This window comes from Mycolicibacterium sp. SMGY-1XX (assembly GCF_059132455.1).
Genome location: NZ_CP101139.1, coordinates 6,296,464 through 6,320,034, shown reverse-complemented (window position 1 = coordinate 6,320,034; position 23,571 = coordinate 6,296,464). Strand labels below are relative to the sequence as shown.

27 protein-coding genes are annotated in these 23,571 nt (G+C 65.9%); 8 read left to right on the top strand and 19 right to left on the bottom strand.

Features of this window, described 5'->3' with window-relative positions:
- Positions 1 to 66: 66 nt before the first annotated feature.
- From NL241_RS30160 to NL241_RS30130, 7 genes are all read right to left on the bottom strand, one after another.
- Positions 67 to 747: a queuosine precursor transporter gene (locus tag NL241_RS30160; RefSeq protein ID WP_487693252.1), complete on the bottom strand. Its 681-nt coding sequence runs from the start codon at positions 745 to 747 to the stop codon at positions 67 to 69.
- 67 nt (positions 748 to 814) lie between these two features.
- Entirely contained in the window at positions 815 to 1,765 is a 951-nt protein-coding gene (locus NL241_RS30155) for an ABC transporter substrate-binding protein (RefSeq protein ID WP_494395885.1), read from the bottom strand.
- 25 nt (positions 1,766 to 1,790) lie between these two features.
- Positions 1,791 to 2,906, bottom strand: a complete 1,116-nt coding sequence (locus tag NL241_RS30150; protein ID WP_494395884.1) for a YeiH family protein — start codon at positions 2,904 to 2,906, stop codon at positions 1,791 to 1,793.
- Positions 2,907 to 3,059: 153 nt separating this feature from the next.
- Positions 3,060 to 3,857, bottom strand: a complete 798-nt coding sequence (locus tag NL241_RS30145; protein WP_494395883.1) for an SDR family oxidoreductase — start codon at positions 3,855 to 3,857, stop codon at positions 3,060 to 3,062.
- Positions 3,857 to 4,861, bottom strand: coding sequence for a hypothetical protein (locus NL241_RS30140; protein WP_494395882.1), 1,005 nt, complete (start codon positions 4,859 to 4,861; stop codon positions 3,857 to 3,859). The genes NL241_RS30145 and NL241_RS30140 overlap by 1 nt, the downstream gene beginning before the upstream one ends.
- Positions 4,858 to 6,186 (bottom strand): Dyp-type peroxidase, encoded by a 1,329-nt coding sequence (locus NL241_RS30135; RefSeq protein ID WP_487693030.1) that lies wholly within the window; start codon positions 6,184 to 6,186, stop codon positions 4,858 to 4,860. Before NL241_RS30135 ends, NL241_RS30140 begins: the two co-directional genes overlap by 4 nt.
- Before the next feature lie 7 nt (positions 6,187 to 6,193).
- Entirely contained in the window at positions 6,194 to 6,751 is a 558-nt protein-coding gene (locus NL241_RS30130) for a hypothetical protein (RefSeq protein ID WP_487693029.1), read from the bottom strand.
- Positions 6,752 to 7,105: 354 nt separating this feature from the next.
- Here NL241_RS30130 and NL241_RS30125 point away from each other — a divergent pair, with 354 nt between their 5' ends.
- The 3 genes from NL241_RS30125 (at position 7,106) to NL241_RS30115 (ending at position 8,183) form a co-directional block, all read left to right on the top strand.
- Positions 7,106 to 7,414 carry a hypothetical protein gene (locus tag NL241_RS30125; protein ID WP_494395881.1) on the top strand — a complete coding sequence of 103 codons (309 nt, stop codon included), beginning with the start codon at positions 7,106 to 7,108 and terminating at the stop codon, positions 7,412 to 7,414.
- 47 nt (positions 7,415 to 7,461) lie between these two features.
- Positions 7,462 to 7,839 (top strand): heme-binding protein, encoded by a 378-nt coding sequence (locus tag NL241_RS30120; RefSeq protein ID WP_487693251.1) that lies wholly within the window; start codon positions 7,462 to 7,464, stop codon positions 7,837 to 7,839.
- Between the two features lie 65 nt (positions 7,840 to 7,904).
- Positions 7,905 to 8,183 carry a hypothetical protein gene (locus NL241_RS30115; RefSeq protein ID WP_494395880.1) on the top strand — a complete coding sequence of 93 codons (279 nt, stop codon included), beginning with the start codon at positions 7,905 to 7,907 and terminating at the stop codon, positions 8,181 to 8,183.
- Between the two features lie 12 nt (positions 8,184 to 8,195).
- Here NL241_RS30115 and NL241_RS30110 read toward each other — a convergent pair whose 3' ends face one another.
- Positions 8,196 to 8,771 carry a TetR/AcrR family transcriptional regulator gene (locus NL241_RS30110; protein WP_494395879.1) on the bottom strand — a complete coding sequence of 192 codons (576 nt, stop codon included), beginning with the start codon at positions 8,769 to 8,771 and terminating at the stop codon, positions 8,196 to 8,198.
- A gap of 147 nt (positions 8,772 to 8,918) precedes the next feature.
- Entirely contained in the window at positions 8,919 to 9,482 is a 564-nt protein-coding gene (locus NL241_RS30105; protein ID WP_494398414.1) for a LysE/ArgO family amino acid transporter, read from the bottom strand.
- 398 nt (positions 9,483 to 9,880) lie between these two features.
- Here NL241_RS30105 and NL241_RS30100 point away from each other — a divergent pair, with 398 nt between their 5' ends.
- Positions 9,881 to 10,969 carry a GGDEF domain-containing protein gene (locus NL241_RS30100; protein WP_494395878.1) on the top strand — a complete coding sequence of 363 codons (1,089 nt, stop codon included), beginning with the start codon at positions 9,881 to 9,883 and terminating at the stop codon, positions 10,967 to 10,969.
- A gap of 386 nt (positions 10,970 to 11,355) precedes the next feature.
- Positions 11,356 to 11,601 (top strand): hypothetical protein, encoded by a 246-nt coding sequence (locus NL241_RS30095; RefSeq protein ID WP_494395877.1) that lies wholly within the window; start codon positions 11,356 to 11,358, stop codon positions 11,599 to 11,601.
- A 39-nt stretch (positions 11,602 to 11,640) separates the two neighbouring features.
- Here the strand turns inward: NL241_RS30095 and NL241_RS30090 are convergent, their stop codons facing one another.
- Positions 11,641 to 12,009, bottom strand: coding sequence for an ArsR/SmtB family transcription factor (locus NL241_RS30090; RefSeq protein WP_487693249.1), 369 nt, complete (start codon positions 12,007 to 12,009; stop codon positions 11,641 to 11,643).
- Between the two features lie 77 nt (positions 12,010 to 12,086).
- Here NL241_RS30090 and NL241_RS30085 point away from each other — a divergent pair, with 77 nt between their 5' ends.
- Complete coding sequence (locus tag NL241_RS30085; RefSeq protein WP_494395876.1) at positions 12,087 to 13,424, top strand: NAD(P)-binding domain-containing protein; 1,338 nt, start codon at positions 12,087 to 12,089, stop codon at positions 13,422 to 13,424.
- Complete coding sequence (locus NL241_RS30080; RefSeq protein WP_494395875.1) at positions 13,421 to 14,614, top strand: MFS transporter; 1,194 nt, start codon at positions 13,421 to 13,423, stop codon at positions 14,612 to 14,614. Before NL241_RS30085 ends, NL241_RS30080 begins: the two co-directional genes overlap by 4 nt.
- Here the strand turns inward: NL241_RS30080 and NL241_RS30075 are convergent.
- The 7 genes from NL241_RS30075 to NL241_RS30045 form a co-directional block, all read right to left on the bottom strand.
- The gene (locus tag NL241_RS30075; RefSeq protein ID WP_494395874.1) at positions 14,611 to 15,399 is read right to left on the bottom strand and encodes a bestrophin-like domain; all 789 of its coding nucleotides are present in this window, start codon (positions 15,397 to 15,399) and stop codon (positions 14,611 to 14,613) included. The two genes, NL241_RS30080 and NL241_RS30075, sit on opposite strands and share 4 nt — an antisense overlap.
- 170 nt (positions 15,400 to 15,569) lie before the next feature.
- On the bottom strand, positions 15,570 to 15,992 hold the full coding sequence (locus NL241_RS30070; protein WP_494395873.1) for an arsenate-mycothiol transferase ArsC: 423 nt from the start codon (positions 15,990 to 15,992) through the stop codon (positions 15,570 to 15,572).
- Positions 15,989 to 17,083, bottom strand: coding sequence for an ACR3 family arsenite efflux transporter (arsB, locus tag NL241_RS30065; RefSeq protein WP_494395872.1), 1,095 nt, complete (start codon positions 17,081 to 17,083; stop codon positions 15,989 to 15,991). Before arsB ends, NL241_RS30070 begins: the two co-directional genes overlap by 4 nt.
- Positions 17,080 to 17,445, bottom strand: coding sequence for an ArsR/SmtB family transcription factor (locus NL241_RS30060; RefSeq protein ID WP_487693010.1), 366 nt, complete (start codon positions 17,443 to 17,445; stop codon positions 17,080 to 17,082). The genes arsB and NL241_RS30060 overlap by 4 nt, the downstream gene beginning before the upstream one ends.
- Before the next feature lie 43 nt (positions 17,446 to 17,488).
- On the bottom strand, positions 17,489 to 17,689 hold the full coding sequence (locus NL241_RS30055; RefSeq protein WP_494395871.1) for a three-helix bundle dimerization domain-containing protein: 201 nt from the start codon (positions 17,687 to 17,689) through the stop codon (positions 17,489 to 17,491).
- A gap of 99 nt (positions 17,690 to 17,788) precedes the next feature.
- Positions 17,789 to 18,670, bottom strand: a complete 882-nt coding sequence (locus NL241_RS30050) for an SDR family NAD(P)-dependent oxidoreductase (protein WP_494395870.1) — start codon at positions 18,668 to 18,670, stop codon at positions 17,789 to 17,791.
- Positions 18,663 to 20,036 carry an NAD-dependent epimerase/dehydratase family protein gene (locus tag NL241_RS30045; protein WP_494395869.1) on the bottom strand — a complete coding sequence of 458 codons (1,374 nt, stop codon included), beginning with the start codon at positions 20,034 to 20,036 and terminating at the stop codon, positions 18,663 to 18,665. The genes NL241_RS30050 and NL241_RS30045 overlap by 8 nt, the downstream gene beginning before the upstream one ends.
- 247 nt (positions 20,037 to 20,283) lie before the next feature.
- Here NL241_RS30045 and NL241_RS30040 point away from each other — a divergent pair, with 247 nt between their 5' ends.
- Positions 20,284 to 20,832: a hypothetical protein gene (locus NL241_RS30040; protein ID WP_487696573.1), complete on the top strand. Its 549-nt coding sequence runs from the start codon at positions 20,284 to 20,286 to the stop codon at positions 20,830 to 20,832.
- 19 nt (positions 20,833 to 20,851) lie between these two features.
- On the opposite strand, the gene NL241_RS30035 is transcribed toward NL241_RS30040, so the two are convergent.
- Positions 20,852 to 21,667, bottom strand: a complete 816-nt coding sequence (locus tag NL241_RS30035) for a metallophosphoesterase (protein WP_494395868.1) — start codon at positions 21,665 to 21,667, stop codon at positions 20,852 to 20,854.
- Positions 21,668 to 21,672: 5 nt separating this feature from the next.
- Complete coding sequence (locus NL241_RS30030) at positions 21,673 to 23,562, bottom strand: putative nucleotidyltransferase substrate binding domain-containing protein (protein ID WP_494395867.1); 1,890 nt, start codon at positions 23,560 to 23,562, stop codon at positions 21,673 to 21,675.
- Positions 23,563 to 23,571 lie beyond the last annotated feature (9 nt).

Sequence of the window (23,571 nt, the reverse complement as noted above, 5' to 3'; positions counted from 1 at the left end):
CCGGGTAGGGAGCCGCGCCGCAAACCTTAGAAGGTCGCCATAGGAGCCTTAGCGACTGCTCAGAGCTCACTGCATGGGTTGATAGCTGGGCTCACGATTCTTGACCGCGGAGATGACGCGGTAAGTGACCGGCAGCAGGGCCGCTTCGACGGCGCACTTGTAGATCCAGCCGATCGCCGCGTACGTGGCGAAGGACGACATGTTGCCGAATCCGATGATGGGGGCCGCGACCGCGCAGAACACCAAGGTGTCGGCGAACTGCCCGACGACGGTGGACCCGAGCAGCCGGGCCCAGAGATGGTTCTCCTTGGTGCGCTGCTTGATTCGCACCACCAGGTAGGCGTTGACCAATTGCCCCACCAGGAAGCCGGCGAGCCCGGCGACGGCCAGCCCGGTGATGGAACCGACCATGGTCTCGAGCGCGGCTTGGTTCTCATAGCCTTCGGCTTGCGGAAGACGCACGGTGACCCAGAGCAGACCCACGAACAGCGCCTGCATGGTGAAGCCGATGTAGATGGCTCGGCGCGCCGCCTTGAGTCCGTAGACCTCCGAGAGCACATCGCCGATGACGTAGGTGAGGGGGAAGACCAGGAATCCGCCGTCGGTCAGCAACGGGCCGAAGGCGACGCCTTTGGTAGCTGTGATGTTGGAGATGAGGACGAGGGCGGTGAACACCGCCACGAGAATGGGGTAGTAGGAGGCGCCCACCGCGGCGTACCCGGTGGGCTGTCCAGAGTGCTGGTCGATGTTGTCGAGGTTGTTCCGATTCACCCGGACATCCAAACAGACTCATTGTCGGCCGTAGCCGGCTGACTCATCCGCCCAGCATCCCGGCCAACAGCGGTGGGAGCTGGTCGGCGACCAGCGGTAGTGACAGCGGTGAGGAGAACGCGATCGCGCCGGCGAGCTCTTTCGTGGTGAAGACGCTGCGGTCCTGCAGTGCCGCGATATCAGGGTTGGCCAGCAGCGCGGCCTGTTCGGCGTCACTTTCGGTGGTCCAGATCAGGACATCGGCCTCGCCCACGGCGGAGGCCAGCTGGTCGAGGGGGAGCGGCACCCTGTCGTCGTCCGCGACAGCACCGAGGCCGGCCATCACCAAGCCCATCTGGGTGAGGAACTCGGTACGCCACCCGGCCCGCGTCGCCGTCACCGCACCCTGCCACGGGCTGCCCGCCAACAGCGCGACCTTCTTGTCCTTGAACTGCGGATGGGCGGCCCCGGCCGAGGTGAATTTCTCGTCGACAGCGGTGACCAGCGCTTCCATCTCCGCGCGTTTGAAGACGGCCTCGCCGATGCCGGCCGCCTGGGTTTTCCACGGTTCGAAGAAGGCCTCCGGACCGGCCTGCGCAAGGGTCGGGGCGATGGCGGACAGCCGGGCATAGGTGTCGGCGTCGACGCCGGCGCAAGTGGCGACGATCAGGTCCGGTCGCAGCGCCGCGATCTGGTTGACCTGGATACCGTCGGCGAGGCTGAGTACCTGCGGTTGCGCGGCGCCCAACGCCGCCCGCGCCCAGGGCCACACCGCAAACGGTTCGCCGCCGAACCACTCCGTCGTCGCGATCGGCACCACGCCGAGTGCCAGCAGATCGTCCTGCTCGGTGAAACCGACGCTCACCACCCGCTGGGGCGGGGCAGGCACCGTGGTTTCGCCGAACGCGTGGGTGACGGTGACTGCGCCCGGGTCGCCGGCGGATTCGCTGGACGCGCACCCTGCGGCGAGCAACACTCCGGCGGCCCCGAGGAACGCCCGTCGAGTGCATCGCACCCGGCGAGCGTATCGGCGCGGCGGGTCAGCTCACCTCGAAATTGCCGAACAGGAGTACGGCGAGTCCCAGGGCGACGACGATGTTGACCACGGTGGCCGAGCCGAACACCACGATGGGCCGCCAGCCGGCTTCGCGTAGACCCTTCAGGGAGAACTCCAAGCCGATCGCCACGAACGCGAAGATCAGGAACCAGGTGCGCAGGTCGTTGACGGTGGCGATGGTGGCCTTACTGCCGTCACCGGCGAACTGCAGATACAGCGTGCCGATCACCGAGGCAGCGATGAAGCCGAGCACGAATTTGGGGAAGCGCTGCCAGAACTGGCCCAGGGTGGGACGTGCTGAGTGCGCGCTGCGTTCGACTTTGAGCGCGAAGTACGCGGTCAGGGCAATCGCGACGACGCCGATCAGGGCGTTCTGGGTGGTCTTGACGATGGTGGCGATCTGCAGCGCGTCCTCACCGGCCAGCGCGCCCGCAGCGGCCACGGCGGCGGTGGTGTCGATGTTGCCGCCGATCCAGGCGCCGGCCACGGCGGGGCTGAGTCCGAGCACATCGGCCAGCCACGGCAGCAGGAATATCGACGGCAACGCGAACACGATCACCAGGGACGCGGCGTACGCCAGCTGTTCACGTTTGGCCTGCACGGCTCCGGCGGCCGCGATCGCGGCGCTGACCCCGCAGATGGACACCGCGGAGGACAGCAGTGCCCGCAGTTTGTCGTCGAGACCCAACCGCCCACCCAGCCACCAGGTGAACCCGAACACGATGGTGATCAACAGCAGCGCCTGGATGATGGCCGGGCCGGCGGCGGTGGCCAGGACCTTGAGGTTCACCGAGGCGCCCAGCAGCACCAACCCGGTCTTGATGAAGAACTCGGTGCGGAAGCCCGCCGACAGGGTGTCGCGCAGCGCGAGCTTCGTCAGGACGATGTTGCCGATCAAGCCCAAAGCGATTGCATACACCGGGAATTCGATGGACTTGGCGACCTTGGCCAACGGCGTACCCTCCGCCCAGCCCGGCACCTGAGCTTCCAGGAACCGGGTGGCCGCACCGAGCGCCACCACCACGAGCACACCGGCGGCGACGGTGCCGATCGAGACCGGTTTGCGCGTCTGCTCCTCGGTGTCGGCGGACTCGGTCATGGGATCACGCTGCCCGGGATCGCGCCCACAAGCACCAGTACCAGCAGGGCCAGGCCGACGATGACGGCGAGCCAGTCTTCGTTCATGCGGGCCGACCGTAATCGCCGATCACGGCGCGAGACACCGTTCTACTCAGGGCGAATGGAACACGTTTCAGTGTTTGGCGAGCCGCTTGTTGACGGCCCTGGTGAGCCAAGCCGGGGAGAACCGCGAGCCCAGTGTCAACAACTTGCTCTGAGTGCCCACGGGGAAGTGCACCTGGTGCAGCGCGCGGCCGACACGGGAGCCGGCGGCCGCGGCGACGATGGCGTCGGCGACCTCCTCTGCGGTGAGGTTGATGCCCAGGGTCTGGGTGGTGCCGGTGCTGACGTTGGTGGTCATCGCGGTCTGCACGTACAGCGGCCACATCGCGATCACCCGGATGTCGTGAGCATTCCACTCGATGTCGAGTGCCTCGGTCAGACCGCGGACGAAAAACTTGGTGGCGCTGTAGGTGGCCAGTTCCGCCTGCCCGTAGATTGCCGACGCTGACGCGAGGTTCACCACCACCGCACCCGGGGTGGCGCGCAGGTACGGGAATGCGGCGTGCAGACCGCTGACCACGCCCTTGGTGTTGATGTCGATCTCCCGCAGTTGCGCAGCCAGGTCCACGTCCTCGAAGCGGCCGGCCAGCAGGATCCCGGCGTTGTTGATCAGCACGTCCAGCCGACCGCCGGCAACGTCGACGAACTCCCTGATGCGCGTGCTCATTTCGTCGGGGTCCGTGACGTCCAGGTGTCCGGTCACCACGGTGCCGTGCTGCGCGGCGATCTCCCCGGCCAGAGACGCCAGCCCGATCTCGTCGATGTCGAAGGCGCCCACGGTGTGACCGCGTTTGGCGAACGCCAGCGCGGTGGCCCGGCCGATACCGGCGGCTGCGCCGGTGATGAACACTGCTGGGGAGTTGACCATCAGCCCATTGTGACCAGATTGCGCCACAGTGTGGTGAGGCTGTCGGTGCCGCCGAACAGCGTGGTGAAGTGTGTGGAGTCGATGAGCACGATGTCTCCGGCCCGGTCTTGGGCCGGCGGCATCCAGATGACGGCGTTGAATTCGGTGTGGCCCGCAGCGGTGAAGGGGTGCGGGCGGTCCGGATCGACCCGCTGCCGGCCCAGCACCTGTACGGCTGAGCTCTCGGTGTCGGTCAGTTCGTAGTGCGGCAGGTGCTGGTGGAAGCTCAGGTTGGTGACACCGTGGAGCAGACGATGGCCGTCGAGGTCGGGGTAGGCCGTCAGCGGTACCGGGTCTCGTGTTCCCGCGACGACGGCGGGGCGCAGCCCCCACGTGTTGTGCACGGGCACGCCGAGTGCCTGCATCAGAGACCGGGTGTAGCCGCTGAAGCGTTGTCGCCGCGGGACCAGGCGGTCGCCATGGTGAAGGTATTCGATCTGACGCTGGTCCATGTCGTCGGTGAAGCCGACGTCATGGTGCGGCGCGAGTAGTAGGCAGGTGCCTTCGCGGCGCAGCCAGGCGCGCAGAGCGTCGATCTCGGCGGTGTCCGCGGATTGGTCGGACGGCAGGTGGTCCAGGCCGAACACCATCAGGGTGTCGGTGTCGGCGAGGATCCGTTCGTCGATCGGCAGTCGGTAGCCGGCCTGATCGGTGCGCTGGTACACCGCCACGGGGTGTCCGGTGACCTCGCCGGCCAGGGCTTGGAACAGCAACGTCGACCGGTGGAACAACTCGAGGGTGCCGGCGACACCCTGGAGGAAGTTGTCGGCGCTGAACTCCGGTGTCTCGTAGGCGGGCCAGACGACGTTGCGCACCTCGGTGATGGTGGAGAAGCGGTTCTCCATGGCGGCGGGATCCCGTTGCGCCTCCCACGGGTAACTCCACGTCCAATAGACACTCACCCGCCTGTGCCCGTTGTGCGGCCGTGCGATGTGCTCCTGGTTGTAGGTGCGCGCCGCGGTCATGTCGAATGACCTTCGGGTGCGGCGAGATAACGCAATGCACGCAGGCCGGGAAGGAAGAAGTAGGCGCCACCGGTGAGCGTGGTGAACGCGGGCAGCCCCTTGTGCACTTTCCGGATGGGCCTCTTGGGCACGGTGAAATCCAGGGTGCCGTCCTGTACGCCGCAGATGGGATCGTGCTCGTTGCCCAGTTCGTGGAACGCCTTGTCGTTGATCCAGACGTTCTGCGCGAATTCGAACTGGCGGACCAGGCTGGCGCAGATGATGAAGGCCGCGATTCCCCGGTCCACGCCGTCCTCGGGTGCGTCGGGGGCCAGCGCGGGACCATAGGTGGCGCCACGGCGAATCATCCTGCGCCGGTTCATGTTGACCGCCGTGTCCCGGGGGTTGAGACGACGTGCGTGCGCACCCAGGGGGCACGCGTATCCCAGCGGGTCCATCTCCTTGTAGTTGAAATCGTTGCTGCGCTGGGGATCTGCGCCCAACTCGGGATCGTCGCGATCCGGTGCCAGCACCAGGGGTGCACCGCTTCTCCAGCGGCCCATGAACTTGGCGGCCAGTAGTTCCTCGCCCGCGGGGTCAGAGGCGTTGCTGCGCAGGTAGTCGCGGAAGGGCCCGACATGTTCGCGCAGCCGGCGATATGCCATGAAACTGCCGTTGCGCGAGAGGATCTCGGGTTGCGGGAGGTTGGCGGGGGGCCCCTTCTCGTCGGGGTAGCCGAGGATGAACTCGCCGGGCTCCAGGGCGGCGCCGGAACCTGGTGTCGGCTCCTCCCCGGAGTACTTCATCACCGGTTGAGAGAGCCGGTCCCGGAAACCGAAATGGTCGTGGGCGTAATTGAACGGCGGATTGGCGTTGAGATCGAGGTGGGAAAGCGAGCGTACGCCCGGACACCGGCTCAGGAGCCGGTCGTGCTCTTCCACACAGCGTTGGCGTTCTGGTTCGTCACGGGCAAACAGAATCGCGATGGCGTGTAGGTCGCCCGAGGCCAGTTCGCCGACCCAGTGCTCGGGAGCATTCGGACCGGTATCACCCAGAATCGTTGCGCGCGCAGGCATTCCCTCGCGGAACTCGTCCGGGAACGTCGCGAGCGCGGCCTCGGGTACTCCGAGTGCACGCAGACCTGCCCACGTGAACGCGAGGGTGACCCATCGTGCAGAAGTGTCCATACTCGCCTGCACATCGGCTGCCGACTGCGCCACGTCCACCAGCTCGGACAGCCAGGCCCGGCCTGCCTCGGGGGTGGTGAAGGACAGGAATTCGTACCGCCCCGTCATCGCCGGGGTGCGTGTGAGCAGGATGTGCTGGATGTCGTCGAGCTCGAGCACCGGGTGCCTACTGCATCTGATCGAGCATGTCGGAGAACGCGCTCTTCAGCCGCAAGGCCTTCTTGATCTCGTCGGCAGTGACGTACGGGTATTCGCCGTACTCGAGAAAACTGGGGCATTGGTGGGCGCGGACGAATTCGACGAATGCTGCCGGATTCTCCTTCCAGTCTTCTGGAAAGCCTTCGAGATTGGTGAAGACGGTGGTGATCCCGGTCTGGCTGAACAGAGCCACGGCGTCTTCGGTGTATTTGTCGAAATCGGTGTCGAAGATGCCCTGGTACTGAAAATGCAGCCCCGAACCGACGTCGAACAGAACCCAGCGCAGGTAATGCAGACGCAGCGGGGCCAGGACATCCGGGGATGCCGCGATGGCCGCTTCGATCTCTTTTCCGTACGCTCGTACAACTTCTTCGCGGCCCTCCTTCACTTTCGCGATGATGGAGAACCCATAGCAGGCGGGGGTACGCGGATAAACAGGACCGTATCGACCGCGAACCAGTTCGTGATAACCCTCGGGCGGGATGGCCATTGCGGCCGGCCGCGACCAATCTGGCTGGTTGGACATGGCGGCTCCTCCGCTTGAAACCCGCTGTCAAGGCTGAACGTTAGCACCGCCCTCGACAAGCCACCTGCCCATTCTGATTTCGCCGATTTGTGCGATGAAAGACGTCAGGTCGCGGAAATAATAGTTTGAATCCAAACCGCAGATGAATTCAAACCAAGATGGTTCCACCCAGAAGCGGTTTTCGCATTAGGTGCGCGCCGATCACCCGTCAGATTTATTGTTACGTCAGCGGACATTCCCGTTCGTTTATCTGAGCGGCGTGCGACTGGTCGGGGTCTCGCATCGTGATGCGTCGGCCTGGATCGGCACATGCGGAGAGGAAGTTGTGCCGTGCAGATAAAGTTGTGTTCTTACATGGCCATTCTGGCCGTTTCAACGTTTGCGGTCGGGCTCGTCACTGCGAGTCCGGCGGCGGCCGACTGCACCAGTTCGGGCGGCGTCACGCTGTGTTCTCAGGGTGACGTCCGCGGCTCGAACACCGGTGACGGGCCGTCAGGCGCCGGGCCCTACATGCCCTACCCGTGTGAATACGACTATCTCTGCGACGACACCTACGGCTGGGGGTTTGCCTTCGACGTCGATGCGGATATCGACCGTCCCAACAATCCGGGCCGCCCTGACCGCCCGAACCGGCCCAATCGCCGTGGGGGTGGCAGACGATGAGCAGATCTGAACGGTCAACTGAACCAACACAATTGAAAGGGAAGAACATGTCGCTGTGGACAAGCGGGCGGCGAGCGCTCGCCATCTCGATCGGCACTGGCGCATTGCTGGTTGGTGTGGGAGCGGCGATCGCCAACGCGGAACCGCTGCCGCCGCCTCCTCCGCCACCGCCGAACTGCACTGCCGCCGACCTCGCGGGCGTTTCGACCGGCGTCACCGCGGCCACGGCGGCCTACCTGTTCACCCGTCCAGACGTGAACGCGTTCTTCACCAGCCTCAAGGGCTTGCCGCGTGAGGAGCTGAGGGCCCGGGTGCAGGAGTATGCCGACGCGAACCCGCAAGTGAGGGCGGAGCTGCAAGGCATCCGCCAGCCGATGGTCGACTTCCGTAACCGTTGCGGCGCACCGGGTCTGCCAGCTGAATAGCGCCTCGTCTGGTCTCGTGGCTGACGACGGGCCACGAGCTGGCACGTGCAGAAAGGAAGTGTGCCGTGCGGATCGTCAAACTCTCACTTGCAGTCGTGTTCGCCTTCCCCGCAGTGTCTCTCACCATCGTCACCGCCGGCCCGGCCTATGCCGACTGCGACCGTTCCGGCGGTGTGACACTGTGCTCTGAAGGGGCCAGTGGCTCGGGGGCCTCGGTCGCGCTGCCCTATTTCCCGTATCCGTGTGAGGACGATTGGTTGTGCGCCGACGGCGGCCTGTCGCTCCTGGACCCGGGTGGGCTCAACATCACTCGCGACACCCCAGGAGGGTTTTACACCGATTGACGTCAGCGCGCGTCAGCTCAGCGGAAGCGCGTTTTCCAGGAACGTCAGACCCCGTACCAGCGGATCGTCGGGCATCGGGGTGCCGTCCGAGGCGGCCATCAGCACCCCGACAATGGCGCCGGCCATCATGCGGCGCTCGAAATCGTCCGCGGGTTCGCTGAGCCGCTCCTTCAACGCGTCGGTGATCAAGGTGACACAACGCATGTACTCGCCGTAGAGCAGGCCGCGCGCCTCGGGGATGGCGTACATGAGCCGCTGACCGGCCATCGCGTCTTGGCGCTCTGCCTCTGACAGCCCGGCGAAAGTCTGTTCCACCGCATACCGATACGCCGCGATCGGCTTGAGCTCTCGGGGGGCGGTGACAAAGGCGTCGATGATCGGCTCGATCAGGTCGTCGGACAGCAGAACCGATTCCTTGGACGGGAAATAGCGGAAGAACGTGCTGGTGGAGACCTCGGCGGCGTCGGCGATCTGTTCCACCGTGGTGTTGCCGTAGCCCTGCTCTTCGATCAGCCTGAAGGCCTCACGGCGGATCGCCTGCCGGGTCTTGATCTTCTTGCGTTCTCGTAGCCCGAGAGCAGGGTCCATGTGTCCATTGTGCCTGCTGTCGTGTCGCCTCGACCTACCCAAGTGGGTAGGTCGAGGCGATTGGTCACAATTTCAGTGACTGGTCCATGGATGCTGGCGCGCGGCAATGCTTTTCAGCGAGACTCAATTGGCGGTGCCGAGAAATGGTCACGGCCACGCCAGCACAACTCCGAGCGCGATCATGGTGACTGCGATGACACCGTCCAGGATGCGCCATGTCATCGGGGTGGCGAACAGACCCCGCAGCCGTCGCGCCCCGAAACCCAGGGTGGTGAACCACACCGCGCTGGCGGTCACCGCTCCGACCCCGAACAGCCAGCGGTTGTCGGCGTGATCGTTGGCCAGTGCGCCGATCAAAACCACCGTGTCGAGGTAGACGTGCGGATTGAGGAACGTCATGGCCAGGCACGTCCCGAGGACGCCCGCCAGGCGGGCCGGTGTGGCTTCGGCCGGCGTCAACGTGCCGGGGTTGAGTGCGCGGCGAGCGGCCAGCAGACCGTAGCCGAAGAGGAACGCGGCGCCGCCGATGGTGGCCACCGTGACGACGCTGGGATGTGCGGCGACCAGCGCACCGAAGCCGAAGATGCCGGCGCCGATCAGCACCATGTCCGAGACCGTGCACAACGCGACCACGGCCCCGACATGCTCGCCTCGGATCCCCTGACGCAATACAAACGCGTTCTGCGCCCCGATCGCAGCGATCAGGGTCATGGACGTCAGAAATCCCGTAGCGATGACAAGCGCGGTGGTACTCACGAGCTCCAACGCTAGGGGCCGCCAGACGATCAGTACAGCTAATGATTCTTCATCGGCATTAGCTCAGCTTATGGGGCACTGTCCGACGGCCTTAGCAGGACCGGGTACCTGTCAGTTCTCAATCTGCGTGCCCGCTCCGACGTGTCGGGCGGGATCGCCAGGGCTCCACGTCCCGTGTGCAGGCTGGATCATCGTGAGGGTGTCGAGCAGGGGATTTTATTGAATCTATAGGCCGGATCTGGCATCTATAGTTGGTTGCTCGGCCAGATGGCCTCGGTTCACCGCGCGACTGAGCTGGCCAGGTCGGTTCTGTTGCCGCTAACGGGGGTGGCGAGTTGGCGTACTCGAGAAGTGTGGCGCTGTTCGGCCGTCTCGTCCGCGACTGGTGGAGCGAGCCGGTCGACTACGAGGCACAGGTGCAGTATTTCAGCAAGCGGTCCATCTCCACGGCGGTCCAGGTACTGATCGGCCTGGGAACAGGCCTGGACGCGGTGATCTCAGCCGTTGTCTTGCTGCCCTCCGCCGCTACTTCAGCGTCGCGGTTTGCCGTAGCGGTGTTCGTCGCGCTACAGCTCTTCTGGGCGTGGGTATGGTGTCGCGGCCCTTGGCCGCCGCGGTGGGCTTCCGTTGCGTTCGTCGTCACCGCCGACATCGCGATCACCGTGATGGTTGTGCTCGATGCAAGTTGGGTGATGGGCTCGTTCGGGTTGAGTTTCTTCACCATGCTCTCGGTGTACCTGATTTTCTTTGAGGGCCCCAAATTGCTTGTTGCACATATAACCTGGATTCTTGCTACGACGGCAGCCCTAGGCGTTCGGATAGGCATCGACGCGGAGTTCGATGTTGTCGGATTCACTGCAAAGACACTCCTGTCGGTGGCACTTCTCGTCGGGCCACCTCTGGGCATCCAAGCCGCGATCTGGGCTCTTCGGAACGACGCGAATAAGTCCATCAGCGATCCGCTGACCGGTCTGCTTAACCGACGCGGCTTGCACATGCAGTTTGTCGACCTCATGCACAATGCCATCACGACGGACGCCGAGGTGACCGTGATGGTCATCGACTTAGATCGCTTCAAAGAGATCAATGACAACTTCGGTCACAAAGTGGGAGACGCGGTGCTGATAGGCACTGCACGGCACATCAAGTCCACAGTGCGGGGCAGTGCGTTGGTAGCGCGTGTAGGCGGCGAAGAATTCGTCGTCGTCGACCTAGCTTCGGGCTGGCGGGCCCATCGCGACCTCGATCGCGTCAGACTGGCGATTGCTACTCAAACCGACTACGCCATCACCGCAAGCGTTGGCGTCGCCAGCGTGGCCGTCGCCAACTTTGCTGCCCCGGACGGTGATCCTGCTGCGTTGCTCGATGCCACGATCGAGCGAGCTGACCAGGCGATGTTCACCGCAAAACGTAACGGCGGTAACGCAACAGAGCTGCTCTAGCTCTGCCCCTCTTTGAATCCGTTCGCCGTCAAGCACACAACCCCCACGGTCTCCGGTTTTAACCGGTAGATGAGACATGAGTGTGTGCCACGTAGCTGAGAAGGCCCGAATACTCGCAGCTCGATCGGCCGTCAGATGTCCCGAGTCTGAGATCCGACACTTGTTCAGGACGCGCGCCGTAAGACATTCCGAAGGACAGCGGATCGAGCAGAGCGCCAATAGTCATGGTGCACCGCGTAATTGACCGCCGAAAAGGTTGCTCCCCGGAAGGTAGTGGTTGGGCGAAGACGGCGCTATTCGACCGGCAGTGGCGGTGGCACGTATGAGGCAGCCACCGTGGGGTCTCCGGTGGATTGCGTGAGGAGAAGCCCAACTGTTTCAACCAGGTGGTCGCGCATCCGAGCGGCACTGCCCGCCGCGTCACGATCGCCGTGGTGCTCGGCGGGGCCTCGATATTCGGCGGCCGGGGTAGCTTCGTCGGCGTCCTGTTCGGCGCGCTGCTGCTGCAGGTGATCAGTAACGCGACAATCTTCTTGAAGCTGTCCCAGGCCTGGCAGTACCTGCTGGTCGGACTGATGGCCCTGGCCGCGACCGCGGCTTACGCCCAGGTGCAGCGCAAGACGGCGAGGTGAGGGTCAAGCCCAACCGCGAACGCCACTGCGAGACAAAACCTATCCGGTCGGGGTCGACACGGCGACGGCAAGGCGGTTCAGCGCTTCGGCATTGACGCGGTAGTAGGCCCATTTGCCGCGCTGGTCACGGCTCACCAGCCCACTGTCGACGAGAAGTTTCATGTGGTGCGAGACCGTGGGCTGGCTCAGCCCCAGCGGTTCGGTGAGGTCGCAGATGCACGCTTCGCCGCCGTCGGATGCCGCGATCAGCGACACCAGCTTGACCCGCGCAGGATCGGCAAGCGCCTTGAACAACGCGGCCAGCTGTTCGGCGGCGGCGGTGTCGAGCGCGCCGCCGGTCAGCGGCGAGCAGCAGGCTGCCACGTCACTGGCGGTCAAAGGGGCAGTCCCGGTGGCCATGTCACCCATGATGACACACGCATTGACAATCATCGATACGTGGAGCACCATCGACCCATCGAAGAATGTCGATGAGAGGGGCGAGCGTGTCGGAATTGCCTGTCGTGGTGATCGGCGCTGGACCGCTGGGTCTGGCGGCGGCCGCGCACCTGCTGGAACGAGGACTGATTCCGTTGGTGTTGGAGGCCGGCGCAGCCGCCGGGTCCGCGATCCAGCAGTGGGAGCACGTCCGCACGTTCTCACCATGGCCCGAGCTGGTGGATCCTGCAGCGGCTCGGCTGCTGGGGCCCACAGGCTGGACGGCCCCGGAGGCCGGGTTCCCGACGGGCCGGGAGTGGAGGGACAGCTATCTGACCCCGTTGGCAGACGCCTTGGGGGAGCGGGTGCGTTACGGCGCACGGGTGACGGCGGTGTCGCGGCTGGGACGGGACCGGCTGATCAGCCCGGGCCGCGCGGAGACGCCGTTCGTCGTACACCTCACCGACGCGCGAGGAGCGGAGTCCCGGGTGCGGGCGCGCGCGGTCATCGACGCATCGGGCACGTGGGGGCAGCCCAATCCTGCTGGCGCTGACGGCGTTCCCGCGATCGGGGAACGTAGCGCTGCGGCCGCCGGGGTGCTGACCTACCTCCCACCGACATCGGCGCAGGCCTCGGCGCTGGCCGGCCGGCATGTGGTGGTGATCGGCAGCGGGCATTCGGCCATGACCGCGGTGATTGCGCTGGGTGAGGTGGTGCGCCGGGATCCGTCGACGACGGTGACGTGGGTGCTGCGTCGTGGGGTGGTCGGCAACACCTTCGGCGGTGGTGCCGCCGATGAACTCCCGCAGCGCGGGGCGCTGGGGGTCCGGTCGAAGGAAGCGGTCGACCAGGGCCGGGTCTCGCTGCTGACGGGATTCCGCACCGAGCGCGTCGACCTCACGGACGGATGCGCGGTGGTGACCGCCGAGGATGGGCGCACAGTGCCGCCGGCCCATCACGTGGTGGTGCTCACCGGGTTCCGGCCGGACCTGTCGTTCCTGTCGGAGATGCGCATCGAGTTGGATCCGATCCTGCAGGCCCCGGTCCGCCTGGCCGAATCGATCGACCCCAACATGCACTCCTGCGGCAGTGTGTTGCCGCATGGGGCGGCTGAATTGGCACACCCCGAGCCGGACCTGTACATCGTGGGCATGAAGTCCTACGGCCGGGCACCGACGTTCCTGGCGATGACGGGCTACGAGCAAGTTCGCAGTGTCGCCGCCGAGCTGGCCGGCGATCACGAGGCCGCGAGCCGGGTGGAGTTGACGTTGCCCGATACCGGCGTGTGCAACGGGGCGGGCTTGTTCGACAGCCCGGAGAGCGAGAACGCCGGGGCCGGCTGCTGTGGACCGGCGCCGTCCTCGCCGCGGCCATTGTTGTTGTCGCCCAGTCCCATTGGCGGATGACGGCGCCGGGTCGTCCCTGCGTGCTGCTGACCCTCTGTCTCACCGAGATCACCAGCTGGGGTGTGCTCTACTACGCCTTCACCGTTCTCTCTGATCAGATCAGCGCCGACACCGGCTGGTCCGCCCCCGCGGTCACCGCAGCGTTCTCCGCCGGCCTGGTGACCTCGGCGTTGGTGGGGATCCCGGTCGGGCGGTGGCTGGACCGCGTCGGCCCGCGCTGGATCATGACCGCCGGTTCGGTGTTGGGGGTTGTTTCGGTGGTGGCGGTGGTGGCCGCGCCGAACTACGGCTGGTTCGCCGCGGCGTGGGTCCTGGCCGGGGTCGCGATGAGCGCGGTGTTCTACGCTCCGGCGTTCGCGGCGCTGACCCGGTACTTCGGCGCCGACGCGGTACGCGCACTGACGGTGTTGACGTTGGCGGCCGGCTTCTCGAGCACCGTTTTCGCACCCTTGACTGCGGCGTTGTCGGGTCAAATGAGTTGGCGCCAGACCTATCTGGTGTTGGCGGCGGTGCTGGCGGTGGTCACCATCCCGGCGCATTTCTTCGGGCTGCGGCGTCCCTGGCCGGCGGTGGTTTCCGAACACTCGGTGCAATCCCCGACCCGCATCGCGCGCAGTGGCCCCTTCCTGGCGTTGGTGGCGGCGTTTGCACTTTCCGGGGTGGCGTCGTATGCGGTGATCGCGAATCTTGTGCCTCTGATGGGCCAGCGTGGTATCAGTACCGGCGCTGCGGCGGTCGCTCTCGGCCTCGGTGGCGCCGGTCAGGTACTGGGACGCCTTGGCTATCAGACCTTGGTGCGTCGCGTGGGTGTGGTGCCCCGCACGGTGATCATCATGTCCGGTGTCGCCGTCACCACTGCGCTCCTCGGAGTGTTCAACAGCTACGCCGCACTGCTGACAGTGGCGATCGGTGCCGGGGTGATGCGCGGGATCATGACGTTGTTGCAGGCGACCGCGGTCACCGAGCGTTGGGGCGCAACTCATTACGGCCATCTCAGTGGCATTCTGAACGCACCGGTGATGATCGCCACCGCGATCGGCCCGTTCGTCGGTGCGGCGTTGGCGAGCATTCTCGGCGGCTACGCGGCCATGTTCCTCGCACTCGGCGCAGTCGCGGCGGTGGCTGCTGCCACCGCCGTCGCCACGTCCACCTCAGCCCGTACCACGGTGGCACCGGCAGGGCGTGATTAACGCGAGGCTGTGAGTTCTCGAACCACCTCGTGAAGTGGGTCGGAGGATGTCGCGATCTCGCCGACGTAGGGGTGTGACAGCTGAAGGATCAGAAAGAGGTTCATCGCGATGATCGTGCCGACGATGGCCACCATGGGATAGTGCTGGCGTGGCTTGTCGACGCCGTAGATGATCACGGTGCCGAGCACCATCGCGCTGGTCAGGAAGATGACTGCCCACAACGGCCACGGTGGTCCGACGTCTGCCCGGGCGGTCAGGATTCGGGCCGTGCGGGCCTGGCTCATGGCGTCCAGGTTGGAGAATGACGTTGCCAGGGAGGTCTTCTGGTTGTCGGTTGTTGCCTGAATCTGCTGGTAGGCGGTGTACACCTCGGACAGTGCCCTGTCTGCCTCCGCCGAGCGGGCATCGTTGGCGTGGGTCCATTCGGCGATAGCGGCCTGTTCGTAGGCGAGCAGGCTTTCGCGCACGCGGTCGCGGTCGGCCTGCTCGAACACCGTGAGGTCTCTGACCATCTGCACCGCCGCGGCCCCTTCACTGCGCGCCGCGGTGTCGGCGGCGCTGATCTGGCCCCACATCGAGGAGACGACGAACCCGATGAAGAACGCATAGACGAAGCCGATGAACCCATAGGTGAACTTGGTGACGTCGTTGTGCTCGCCTTGGGCCAGTTGGGGATATCGACGCCGCACGAACTTCTGCGACAGGACCGCTCCTCCGGCGATCAGCACGATCAGGCCGATCAACAGGACGGAGGACGGGATGTGGCTGACCAGCCATTGACTCACGGGCGGAGTTCCGGTGACGTCTGGAGCAACCAGGCCTGTCCGGCGTTTGCTGCCACGGCACCACCTCTGATCCGGCAGCCACCAGGTGTGGCCGTCCGCTGACAATCTAGGACCCAGGAGGCGGTCCCGCAGTTGTTTGCGAACACCGACGCGAGGTTTGTGCCGAACCCCTACCGCAGCAATGCGAGCCGGGCACGCAGTTCGCGCACGCGGCGCTCGATATCGTCGCGCACCAGCCGCATTCTCTCGGCCCCGTCGATGCCACGTTCGGACGGTTCGTCGGTGTCCCAGTTCTCGATCACCGTTCCCGGCAACGGATCGAGTTGCGCCTCACGACCGAGGGTGACCACCAGATCGACGGCGCGGGCCAGCTCGTAGTCGACCGGCTTGGGTGTCTCGGCGGTGATGTCGACACCGACCTCGAGGAGCACCTGGGCGGACAGGTCGTTGATCGCCGAACCGGGTTTGGTGCCCGCCGAATAGACGTTCACGGAGTCACCGGCGAGGTGTCTCATCAGCCCGGCCGCCATCTGCGACTTGCCGCCATTCTTGACGCACACGAACAGCACTGACGGCTGCGACGATTCAGTCATTCTCTTGTCCTGGTCTCTCGGGTCGCGACGGCGAAGCGCCGGCGCAGCGACAGTGACACATAGACCAGGGCGACCAGCACCGGCACCTCGATCAACGGGCCCACCACTCCGGCCAGCGCCTGCCCGGAGGTGGCACCGTAGGTGGCGATCGCCACCGCGATGGCCAGCTCGAAGTTGTTGCCCGCCGCGGTGAACGCCAGCGTGGTGGTGCGTTGATAGCCCAGGCCGATCGCTGAGCCGAGCAGGTAGCCGCCGCCCCACATGATGGCGAAGTACGCCAGCAGCGGCAGCGCGATCCGAACCACGTCGAGGGGCCGGCTGGTGATCTGGTCGCCTTGCAAAGCGAACAAGACCACGATGGTGAAGAGCAGCCCGTACAACGCCCACGGCCCGATCCGTGGCAAGAACGTGGACTCGTACCAGTCGCGTCCCCGGGTCTTTTCGCCGAGCCGGCGCGAGAGGTAGCCCGCCAGCAAGGGGACGCCGAGGAATATCAGGACCGACTTGGCTATCTGCCACGGTGAGGCGTCGATGCTGGTCTGCGCCAGGCCGAGCCAGCCGGGCAGCACGGAGAGGTAGAACCAGCCCAGGACGGCGAACATGAGAACTTGAAAGATCGAGTTCAACGCGACCAGCACAGCCGCGGCTTCCCGATCGCCGCAAGCCAGGTCATTCCAGATGATCACCATGGCAATGCATCTGGCGAGGCCGACGATGATGAGGCCGGTCCGGTACTCGGGTAGGTCCGGCAGCATCAGCCACGCCAGTGCGAACATCAGGGCTGGACCGAACACCCAGTTCAGCGCCAGCGAGCTCAGCAGCAGTCTGCGGTCCCCGGTCACGGTGTCGAGGCGGTCGTAGCGCACCTTGGCCAGCACGGGGTACATCATGATCAACAGGCCGAGCGCGATCGGCAGCGAAATACCGTCGATCTGAACGCTTTCCACGACGGTGTTCAGGTCCGGCACCCAACGGCCCAGAAGTAGACCGGCGACCATGGCCAGGCCGATCCACACCGGTAGGAACCGGTCCAATGTCGACAGCTTGCCCACCACCGGCGCCACGGGATTCGACGCCGCGGTGTCGGTCATACCGTCACCGGGGCGACATCGAGGTCCAGCAGCGCCGACAGTTCCCGCATCGCTTCCGGGACCACGGCGTAGTACACCCAGGACGCCCGGCGTTCCGACCTCAACAAGCCGGCGTCGCGCAAGACCTTGAGATGGTGGGACACCGTGGGCTGGGAAACGTCGATACCGCCGGAGATGTCGCAGACGCAGGCCTCGCCGCCGGCATGGCTGGCGATCGCGCTGAACAACCGCAACCGCACCGGATCAGCTAGTGCCTTCAACTTCTTGGCCATGTCGACAGCCGCCGGCTCGGTCAACGGCTCACGCAGCAGCGGCGGCGTCACACAACAGGCATCCGGCGCGACAGCCTCTGGATTCGACACCCATCGATATTGACAGGTATCGAATCAGCGCGCAACGGTGGAGTCAGCTGGACAGCTTGGCCAGTTCGGCCTTGGCGTACCGCTCGACGAACAAGGGAACAAAGTCACGCACCGGTCGACTGTCGAAGCGAGCATGCACATCGCCGACGAGCCGTCTGACGGTCTCCACGGGAACCGATTGATGCGTCGCACTGAGGCGATCCGCGATCTGTCCAATGACATGTTGCTCAGTCACCTTGTTCACCGATTCAGGGTCCCTCCGCCGAAGCGCACCGGTCAACACTCGGCGTCGGGACGTCACAAACAGGAGCGGACACCCACTTACCGGCCCACGCACCGCCTGTCAGAGCGATTCAAGGTGCTTGAGTGAGGAGAAGGTGTTGCCCACCGACACCTCGCTTGACTCAGAGGTGAACATGATCCTGCGCACCAACGGCCCGATGAGGGCGTCGAATACGTTGGGAAGCAGACGATACGCGGCGATAGCAGGTAGGTTGAACCAGCCGACCTGGCGCTCACTTGAATGGTTTCGCTCCGCGGCACGCACAATCGCTGCAGCTATGACTGCCGGAGCGTCCGCTGTCGGCGGCACGCGCGGCGTCTGTCCGGAGAACGTGCCCGCGTCACGGTAGACAGGTGTGTCCACCGGGCCGGGGTAGACCCCGTGCACACGCACTTCCGGTCGCTCACGATTCTCCTGGCGCAGTGCACGAACCAGCCCGCATATCGCGAATTTGCTTGCCACATAGGCAGATTGATACGGCACCGCGGTCACTCCCAGGAGTGATCCGACCAGGACCAGCTGCCCGGCGTCCTGCGCGTGGAACTGGGTGAGTGCCGATCGCGCGACGTTCACCGACCCGAGGAGGTTGGTGCCGATCACTGCCTCGAACACATCGGGTGGCACGTCCTCGAATCGGCCGAAGGCTGTGATCGCAGCGCATTGCACCGCGACGTGCACGTGGGCGAACGTATCGACTGCGACGTCGAACAATTGCTGCACCTGCCCGGCATCGGAGATGTCGGTGGGGTGCACCACGACGTCGGTGGCGCCGGCGTCCATCGCTTCGTCCGCCACCCGGCGCAGCGCGCCCTCCGATCGGGATGCGAGGACCAGGCGAGCGTGACGACGACCGTAGCGCAGCGCGGTCTCGCGCCCTATGCCGCTGGATGCGCCGGTGATGACGACTGTTCGCGAATCATCGTTGTGCTGTGCGTTATTCATCGGACACCTCAGTTGGCGTGCGGCGGCGCTCGGCGATGCCGAGCACCCCCAACACGGTGGTGGCGGCAAGGGCAAGCGGACTGCCCCGCAAGCTGGACAGAACGGCCGCGCCGACGGCGACCGGCGCCAGCAGTGCGACGGGGTCCCGGCGCCGTTGTCGGACCCGGGCAACGGCCGCCGGAGTGCCCGCGGCCAGGTTGGCCGCGATGACGGCAGTGTGCGCACGTCCTGGGCGGCCGGGCTTCGAGGCCCGCATCACGGCGGCCGCACACCACAGCAGCAACGTGACGTCGTGCACCCGGTGCACCCACGCCGACCCGCCGTTGTGGTCGCCGAGCCCGTATCCGAGCGCAGCGCTTGGGCCCACCACCCCATCGGCGAGCCCGTCGAGCAGTTCCAACGCCGCGTCAGTGGAGGTCCGCGTCGGGCTCCAGTCCAACTCCCGGCGTGCCTTGGCAGTGTCCATCAGCGGGGTTCTGGTTGCCACGTCGTACCAACCCGGAGTGACCGCCACCATGTGCAACCGATGAAGGGCAACCACCACTGCCCGCATCAGCGGTGGGCTCACTCCGACCGCGCGGGCTCCGACCAGGTCCGCCAGGGCGGTGTGGTCCAGGACGTCGGACGCGACGTTGAACGAGCCCCGCGCGCGTTGCTGCATCAGCCGCACCACCGCGTCACCGACGTCGTCAGCGTGCACGAACTGCAAGGACAGGTCTCTGGGCAGTGGAAGAATCGGCAGCATCCGTCCTCGCAGCCCCCGAAGCACGGCTCGGGGAACCCACGGCCCCAGATAGAGCGAGCGTATTTCGTATGCAGCTTCGCGTTGCACCACCACGGTCGGGCGGAAACGGGCCACCGCCGTACCCGGCTGGAACCTCTCGAACTGGTCCAGCAGAGTCTCCACGGCCACCTTGTGCCGACTGTATGTCGAGGACGGCTGACCGGTGGTCGGCCACGATTCGGTGACAGGCAGCGCAGAACTGTTCGGCGCGTAGATGCCAAGGCTCGACGCGTACACCAACTGCCGCACGCCGGCGTTTGCCATGGCTGCCAATACCGCCTCGGTGCCAAGCACATTCGCGCGGTAGAGGTACTCCTCGTCGTCAACGGGGCGGACCGCCAGCGCGAGGTGGATGACGGCATGGACATCACGCATCGCCGGCGCCAACCGGGCGGCAGCATCCGGAGACGAGAGATCGATGGCGAACCACCGCATCCCGGCGTACATGCCAACAGTGGGGGGAGGCCGTCGACAGACGCCGATCAGCTCTGCTGTGGGTTCCTGACGGGCGAGTGCGCGCAGCACACCGGCCCCGACGTTGCCCGACGCGCCGGTGACGAGAATTCGGAGCCGCTCACTCATGAACAGCGGTGTTATCTGATGACATGCCAGCCTTCGGGCAGGGTTCTGTGGTGCCGCTCGCAACCTCACGCCGGCGCGTCCTCGCCAGGTATAGACGGTACGGGCCGGCCGAAACCCGTTTCCCGACAGGAGATTTATGACGTCTTCGGGGCAGAGGTGACTACGCCTTGATCGGACGGCCGAGACCGTTTACGCGGACAGGTGACGGGTACCAGCGGGGGATCCGATTCAGTCACAAGGAGATGTCATGGCTCGCGCAACGCTGTTCCACCAATTGCATGATGTGGGCTTGGCCGCATGGTTCGGGGGCACCCTGGCCAATGCCGTCACACTCAATCCTGCGTCGTCGTCGGCGGGAAACCCCAGGGACGTCGGCGCTGTCGCGAATGAGGGGTGGGATCGCTGGACTCCGGTCAACGCAGCCGCCATCGGCGTGCACCTGGTCGGCGCCGCAGGCCTGGTGAAACACGACTTCGGCAGGATGAAGACACAAGCCGGCGTCCCTACCATGGCCTGGGTGAAGACCGGTCTGACGCTCCTCGCGCTTGGTGTCACCGGCTACAGTCGCATGCTCGGCAGCAAGGTATCCCAGCACGGCGCAGTACCGGCAAGCGACGCCACCACACCGGCTCTCACGACGCCACCGGACGTGGCGGCTGCGCAGAAGCAGCTCAAGGCTCTGCAGTGGATCGTGCCCGCAACCACGGGTGCGTTGGTGGCTGTCGGCGCCTACGCCAGTGAGCAGTATCGGCCCGAAGAGGTCGCCAAAGGCGCGCTGCGCCGCGTACTGCCCTGATCATCGCCGTTCGCGAGGCTCAACGCGCCGTGACGTTGCCGTCCAGCTCCAGCGCATGCCAGGGAACTGTCGGTGTTTCGCGGTGGTCGGGATCGATGCCGATGAGCCTTCCGCCGGCGAGGTGGACGGTCTCGTGTTTGGCGGTGACGTCGAGAGTGACCAGGGCTTCGATGCCGGCGCGGGGGACCGCGGTGTCGGCCTCGCGCCATGAGGTGATGCTGTTGTGGCCGTGGATCTGACTGAACGGCAGGCGGCGATCGGTCCATCCGGGCAGCAGTTCGCCTGCGGTGTCCGCCCACAGGGGCCCGACGTCCGAGGTGATGGATCCGTGCAGGAAGATGCCGGCGCGGAACACCGTATCGGTTCCCGCTCTGGCGAGTTCGTTGATCCGGCGGGCGGCTTCGGCGGCGGTGGACGGACCGCCGAGGTTGCTGGCCCAGAACTCCGCTGTGATGCCGGCGTGGGTGATCAGGAAGGACTCGTCTGCGGTGTCGACTGCGGCGGCAACACAAGCGGCGCCGTTCTTCCACCAGCGGTTCAGTGTGCGAATGTGCCTGCGGCTCAGTTCTTCCGGCCATCGGAAGACGGGCGGTTGGAGGTAGTTGATCTCGTGGTTGCCGATCAGCTGCACCCACTGGCCGGGCTGGGTGCGCAGGTACCGGTCGACGATGGTGACGACCCGGGCCGAGTCGGGACCGCGATGGATCAGGTCGCCGACCTGGATGACCAGCAGGTCGTCAGGCAGTGAGCCGTCGGGATGTGCGCCGAGCCGGGTGAGTTCATGGCGTAGCTGCTCGGCGTGGCCACCGACGTCGCCGATGACGGCAATGCGCATTGCGGTCAAAGTGCCTTTCGCCGGGCGGGTGCGGCGCGCTCGACGACGCGGTCCATCCGGCGTGCGATGGTGTTGATCTCGCGGACGGCCTGCCCGATCATGCTGCGTTCGATAGGCGACAGTTCGTCGCGGTCGATCAGGTCGCTGGGTTGGTGCCCGTCCCTGAGCCGATCCAGGTGATGGCGCAACCGCATCCGCTGGAGGAGCTCGAAAACCTCGATCAGCCGGTCGGCCTCGGCGCGGGGCAGGATCGCCGATCCTGATGCGTCGCGGAGTCGTTTCACGGTCTGCAGTTCGGTGGAACCCACCCCGAGTGCGGCCCACCGGGCGATGCTCACCACCGGTAGTAGCCCATGGGTCTTGACATCGAATGTGAAGGTGTCGCCCTTCCCGGTGAACACGTCACGCAGCGTGCGCTCGCGCACCTTGGCGCGGTGCGAAACCGATTCTGAGAGCAACAGGTTCATTGCTGCGGGGTGTCGCTGGAAGTCGGTGAAGACGCGCGCGACCTCCGGTAGCCCGGGTGTGCCGTGGACGGGCCGGGCGTCCACCAGCAGCGAGGCGATGACGGCCAGCCCCTTGCTGTGGGCTGCCATGGCCGCGCGGGAGTGCTCCCCGGGTACGGTCAGCCAGCGGGTCGCCGCCGCCCGCCACTGGCTGTTGGTCCGGGAGAAGGCCTTGTTCGACGCGTTGGCGCCGTTGACGTCGACCCCGAGCCCGGCATCGGCGAGCAGTGCGTTGACGTCGGCGAACGCGAGACGGTACTGCTCCATCGCCTCCGGGGACACACCGTCGTCGAAGGCGATCGCCGCGTCGACATCCGAACAGGGCACCGCTTCACGCCGGCCGTGGCTGCCCAGGGTGAGCCAGGTGAACTGGTCCAGGCCGAGGTCGGGATGGTCGGCGAAGACCAGTCGGATCGATTGGCGGACAATGGCATCGACAATCGCGGAGTACACCCGGATGACACGGTCGGCGGCCAGCCCCCGGTCGAGGATGTCACCCAGAACCGCCGGCGCCAGCCGGGCCCGCTCGACCAACTCGCTGCGGCTGCGGGCGCGGTGGATGCGTTCGAGCATCCCGACTCCCGCCGTGGTGGGCGCCAGTGCGAAATCACGGGCGCCCACCACGCCGCGCAGCTTCCCGGATCGATCGACCACCGGTAGGTACTCGGCTCGGGTGTCGAGGAGCGTGATCAGCGCCTCGACCGACGATCCGGAGAGCTCGACCGTGGTGGCCGGGTGCGCCATCACCACATGTACGGGGGCGTCGGCGGATACCCCGTCACCGACCACCCGGCGGCCCAGCATCGCGTCGGTGACGATCCCGTAGGTGCCGTCACTGGCGTCGACCACGGCGCAGTGCACGTCCCGGTCGGCGAGTTGCCGCGCGACCACGGCGACGGGCGTGTCCGGGTCGACCACCACCGGGGTGGTCGCGAGCAGGTCCTCCACCGTGCTGAAGGCCGGCGTCGAGGTGGACAGCCGTCTGATCCGGGAGATGTAGTCGGCCAGGAACCGGGCGCCGCTGCGGGAGTAGAACGCCGGCTCGACCAGGTTGCCCGGCAACACGGCAACGCTGGCCGACGTGGTGGCGACCACCCGGGGCCCGACCGGGCGTTCCGTGAGCATCGCCGAGAACCCGAACACCTCACCGGCCACGAACCGGTCGTCACCGGCCTTGGTCACCCGGTCCTGGTCGTGCCAGAGGTCCACTTCACCGGTGAGCACCACATAGATCTCGGTGGGCGGTGCGGTGAAGGCGTCGACCACCAGGTCGCCGGCGGAGAACTGGCGGACCGTGGCCGCCGCGGCGATCGTCGCCAACTGGGTGGGGGACAGCGCGTCGAACGGCTCGATGCCGGCGAGAAATCGGCTCAGCTCCTCTGTCGTCATGGCTGGTCA

Bases quoted from the DNA above. Each gene is read 5' to 3' on its own strand.
- NL241_RS30110 (WP_494395879.1), bottom strand. From the start codon at position 8,771: ATGGACCCTGCTCTCGGGCTACGAGAACGCAAGAAGATCAAGACCCGG.
- NL241_RS30080 (WP_494395875.1), top strand. From the start codon at position 13,421: ATGACGGCGCCGGGTCGTCCCTGCGTGCTGCTGACCCTCTGTCTCACC.
- NL241_RS30050 (WP_494395870.1), bottom strand. From the start codon at position 18,670: ATGAATAACGCACAGCACAACGATGATTCGCGAACAGTCGTCATCACC.
- arsB (WP_494395872.1), bottom strand. From the start codon at position 17,083: ATGACCGACACCGCGGCGTCGAATCCCGTGGCGCCGGTGGTGGGCAAG.
- NL241_RS30105 (WP_494398414.1), bottom strand. From the start codon at position 9,482: ATGACCCTGATCGCTGCGATCGGGGCGCAGAACGCGTTTGTATTGCGT.
- NL241_RS30150 (WP_494395884.1), bottom strand. From the start codon at position 2,906: ATGACCGAGTCCGCCGACACCGAGGAGCAGACGCGCAAACCGGTCTCG.
- NL241_RS30125 (WP_494395881.1), top strand. From the start codon at position 7,106: ATGGCCATTCTGGCCGTTTCAACGTTTGCGGTCGGGCTCGTCACTGCG.
- NL241_RS30070 (WP_494395873.1), bottom strand. From the start codon at position 15,992: ATGACTGAATCGTCGCAGCCGTCAGTGCTGTTCGTGTGCGTCAAGAAT.
- NL241_RS30045 (WP_494395869.1), bottom strand. From the start codon at position 20,036: ATGAGTGAGCGGCTCCGAATTCTCGTCACCGGCGCGTCGGGCAACGTC.
- NL241_RS30040 (WP_487696573.1), top strand. From the start codon at position 20,284: ATGGCTCGCGCAACGCTGTTCCACCAATTGCATGATGTGGGCTTGGCC.
- NL241_RS30035 (WP_494395868.1), bottom strand. From the start codon at position 21,667: ATGCGCATTGCCGTCATCGGCGACGTCGGTGGCCACGCCGAGCAGCTA.
- NL241_RS30090 (WP_487693249.1), bottom strand. From the start codon at position 12,009: ATGGGTGACATGGCCACCGGGACTGCCCCTTTGACCGCCAGTGACGTG.
- NL241_RS30130 (WP_487693029.1), bottom strand. From the start codon at position 6,751: ATGTCCAACCAGCCAGATTGGTCGCGGCCGGCCGCAATGGCCATCCCG.
- NL241_RS30120 (WP_487693251.1), top strand. From the start codon at position 7,462: ATGTCGCTGTGGACAAGCGGGCGGCGAGCGCTCGCCATCTCGATCGGC.
- NL241_RS30145 (WP_494395883.1), bottom strand. From the start codon at position 3,857: ATGGTCAACTCCCCAGCAGTGTTCATCACCGGCGCAGCCGCCGGTATC.
- NL241_RS30140 (WP_494395882.1), bottom strand. From the start codon at position 4,861: ATGACCGCGGCGCGCACCTACAACCAGGAGCACATCGCACGGCCGCAC.
- NL241_RS30030 (WP_494395867.1), bottom strand. From the start codon at position 23,562: ATGACGACAGAGGAGCTGAGCCGATTTCTCGCCGGCATCGAGCCGTTC.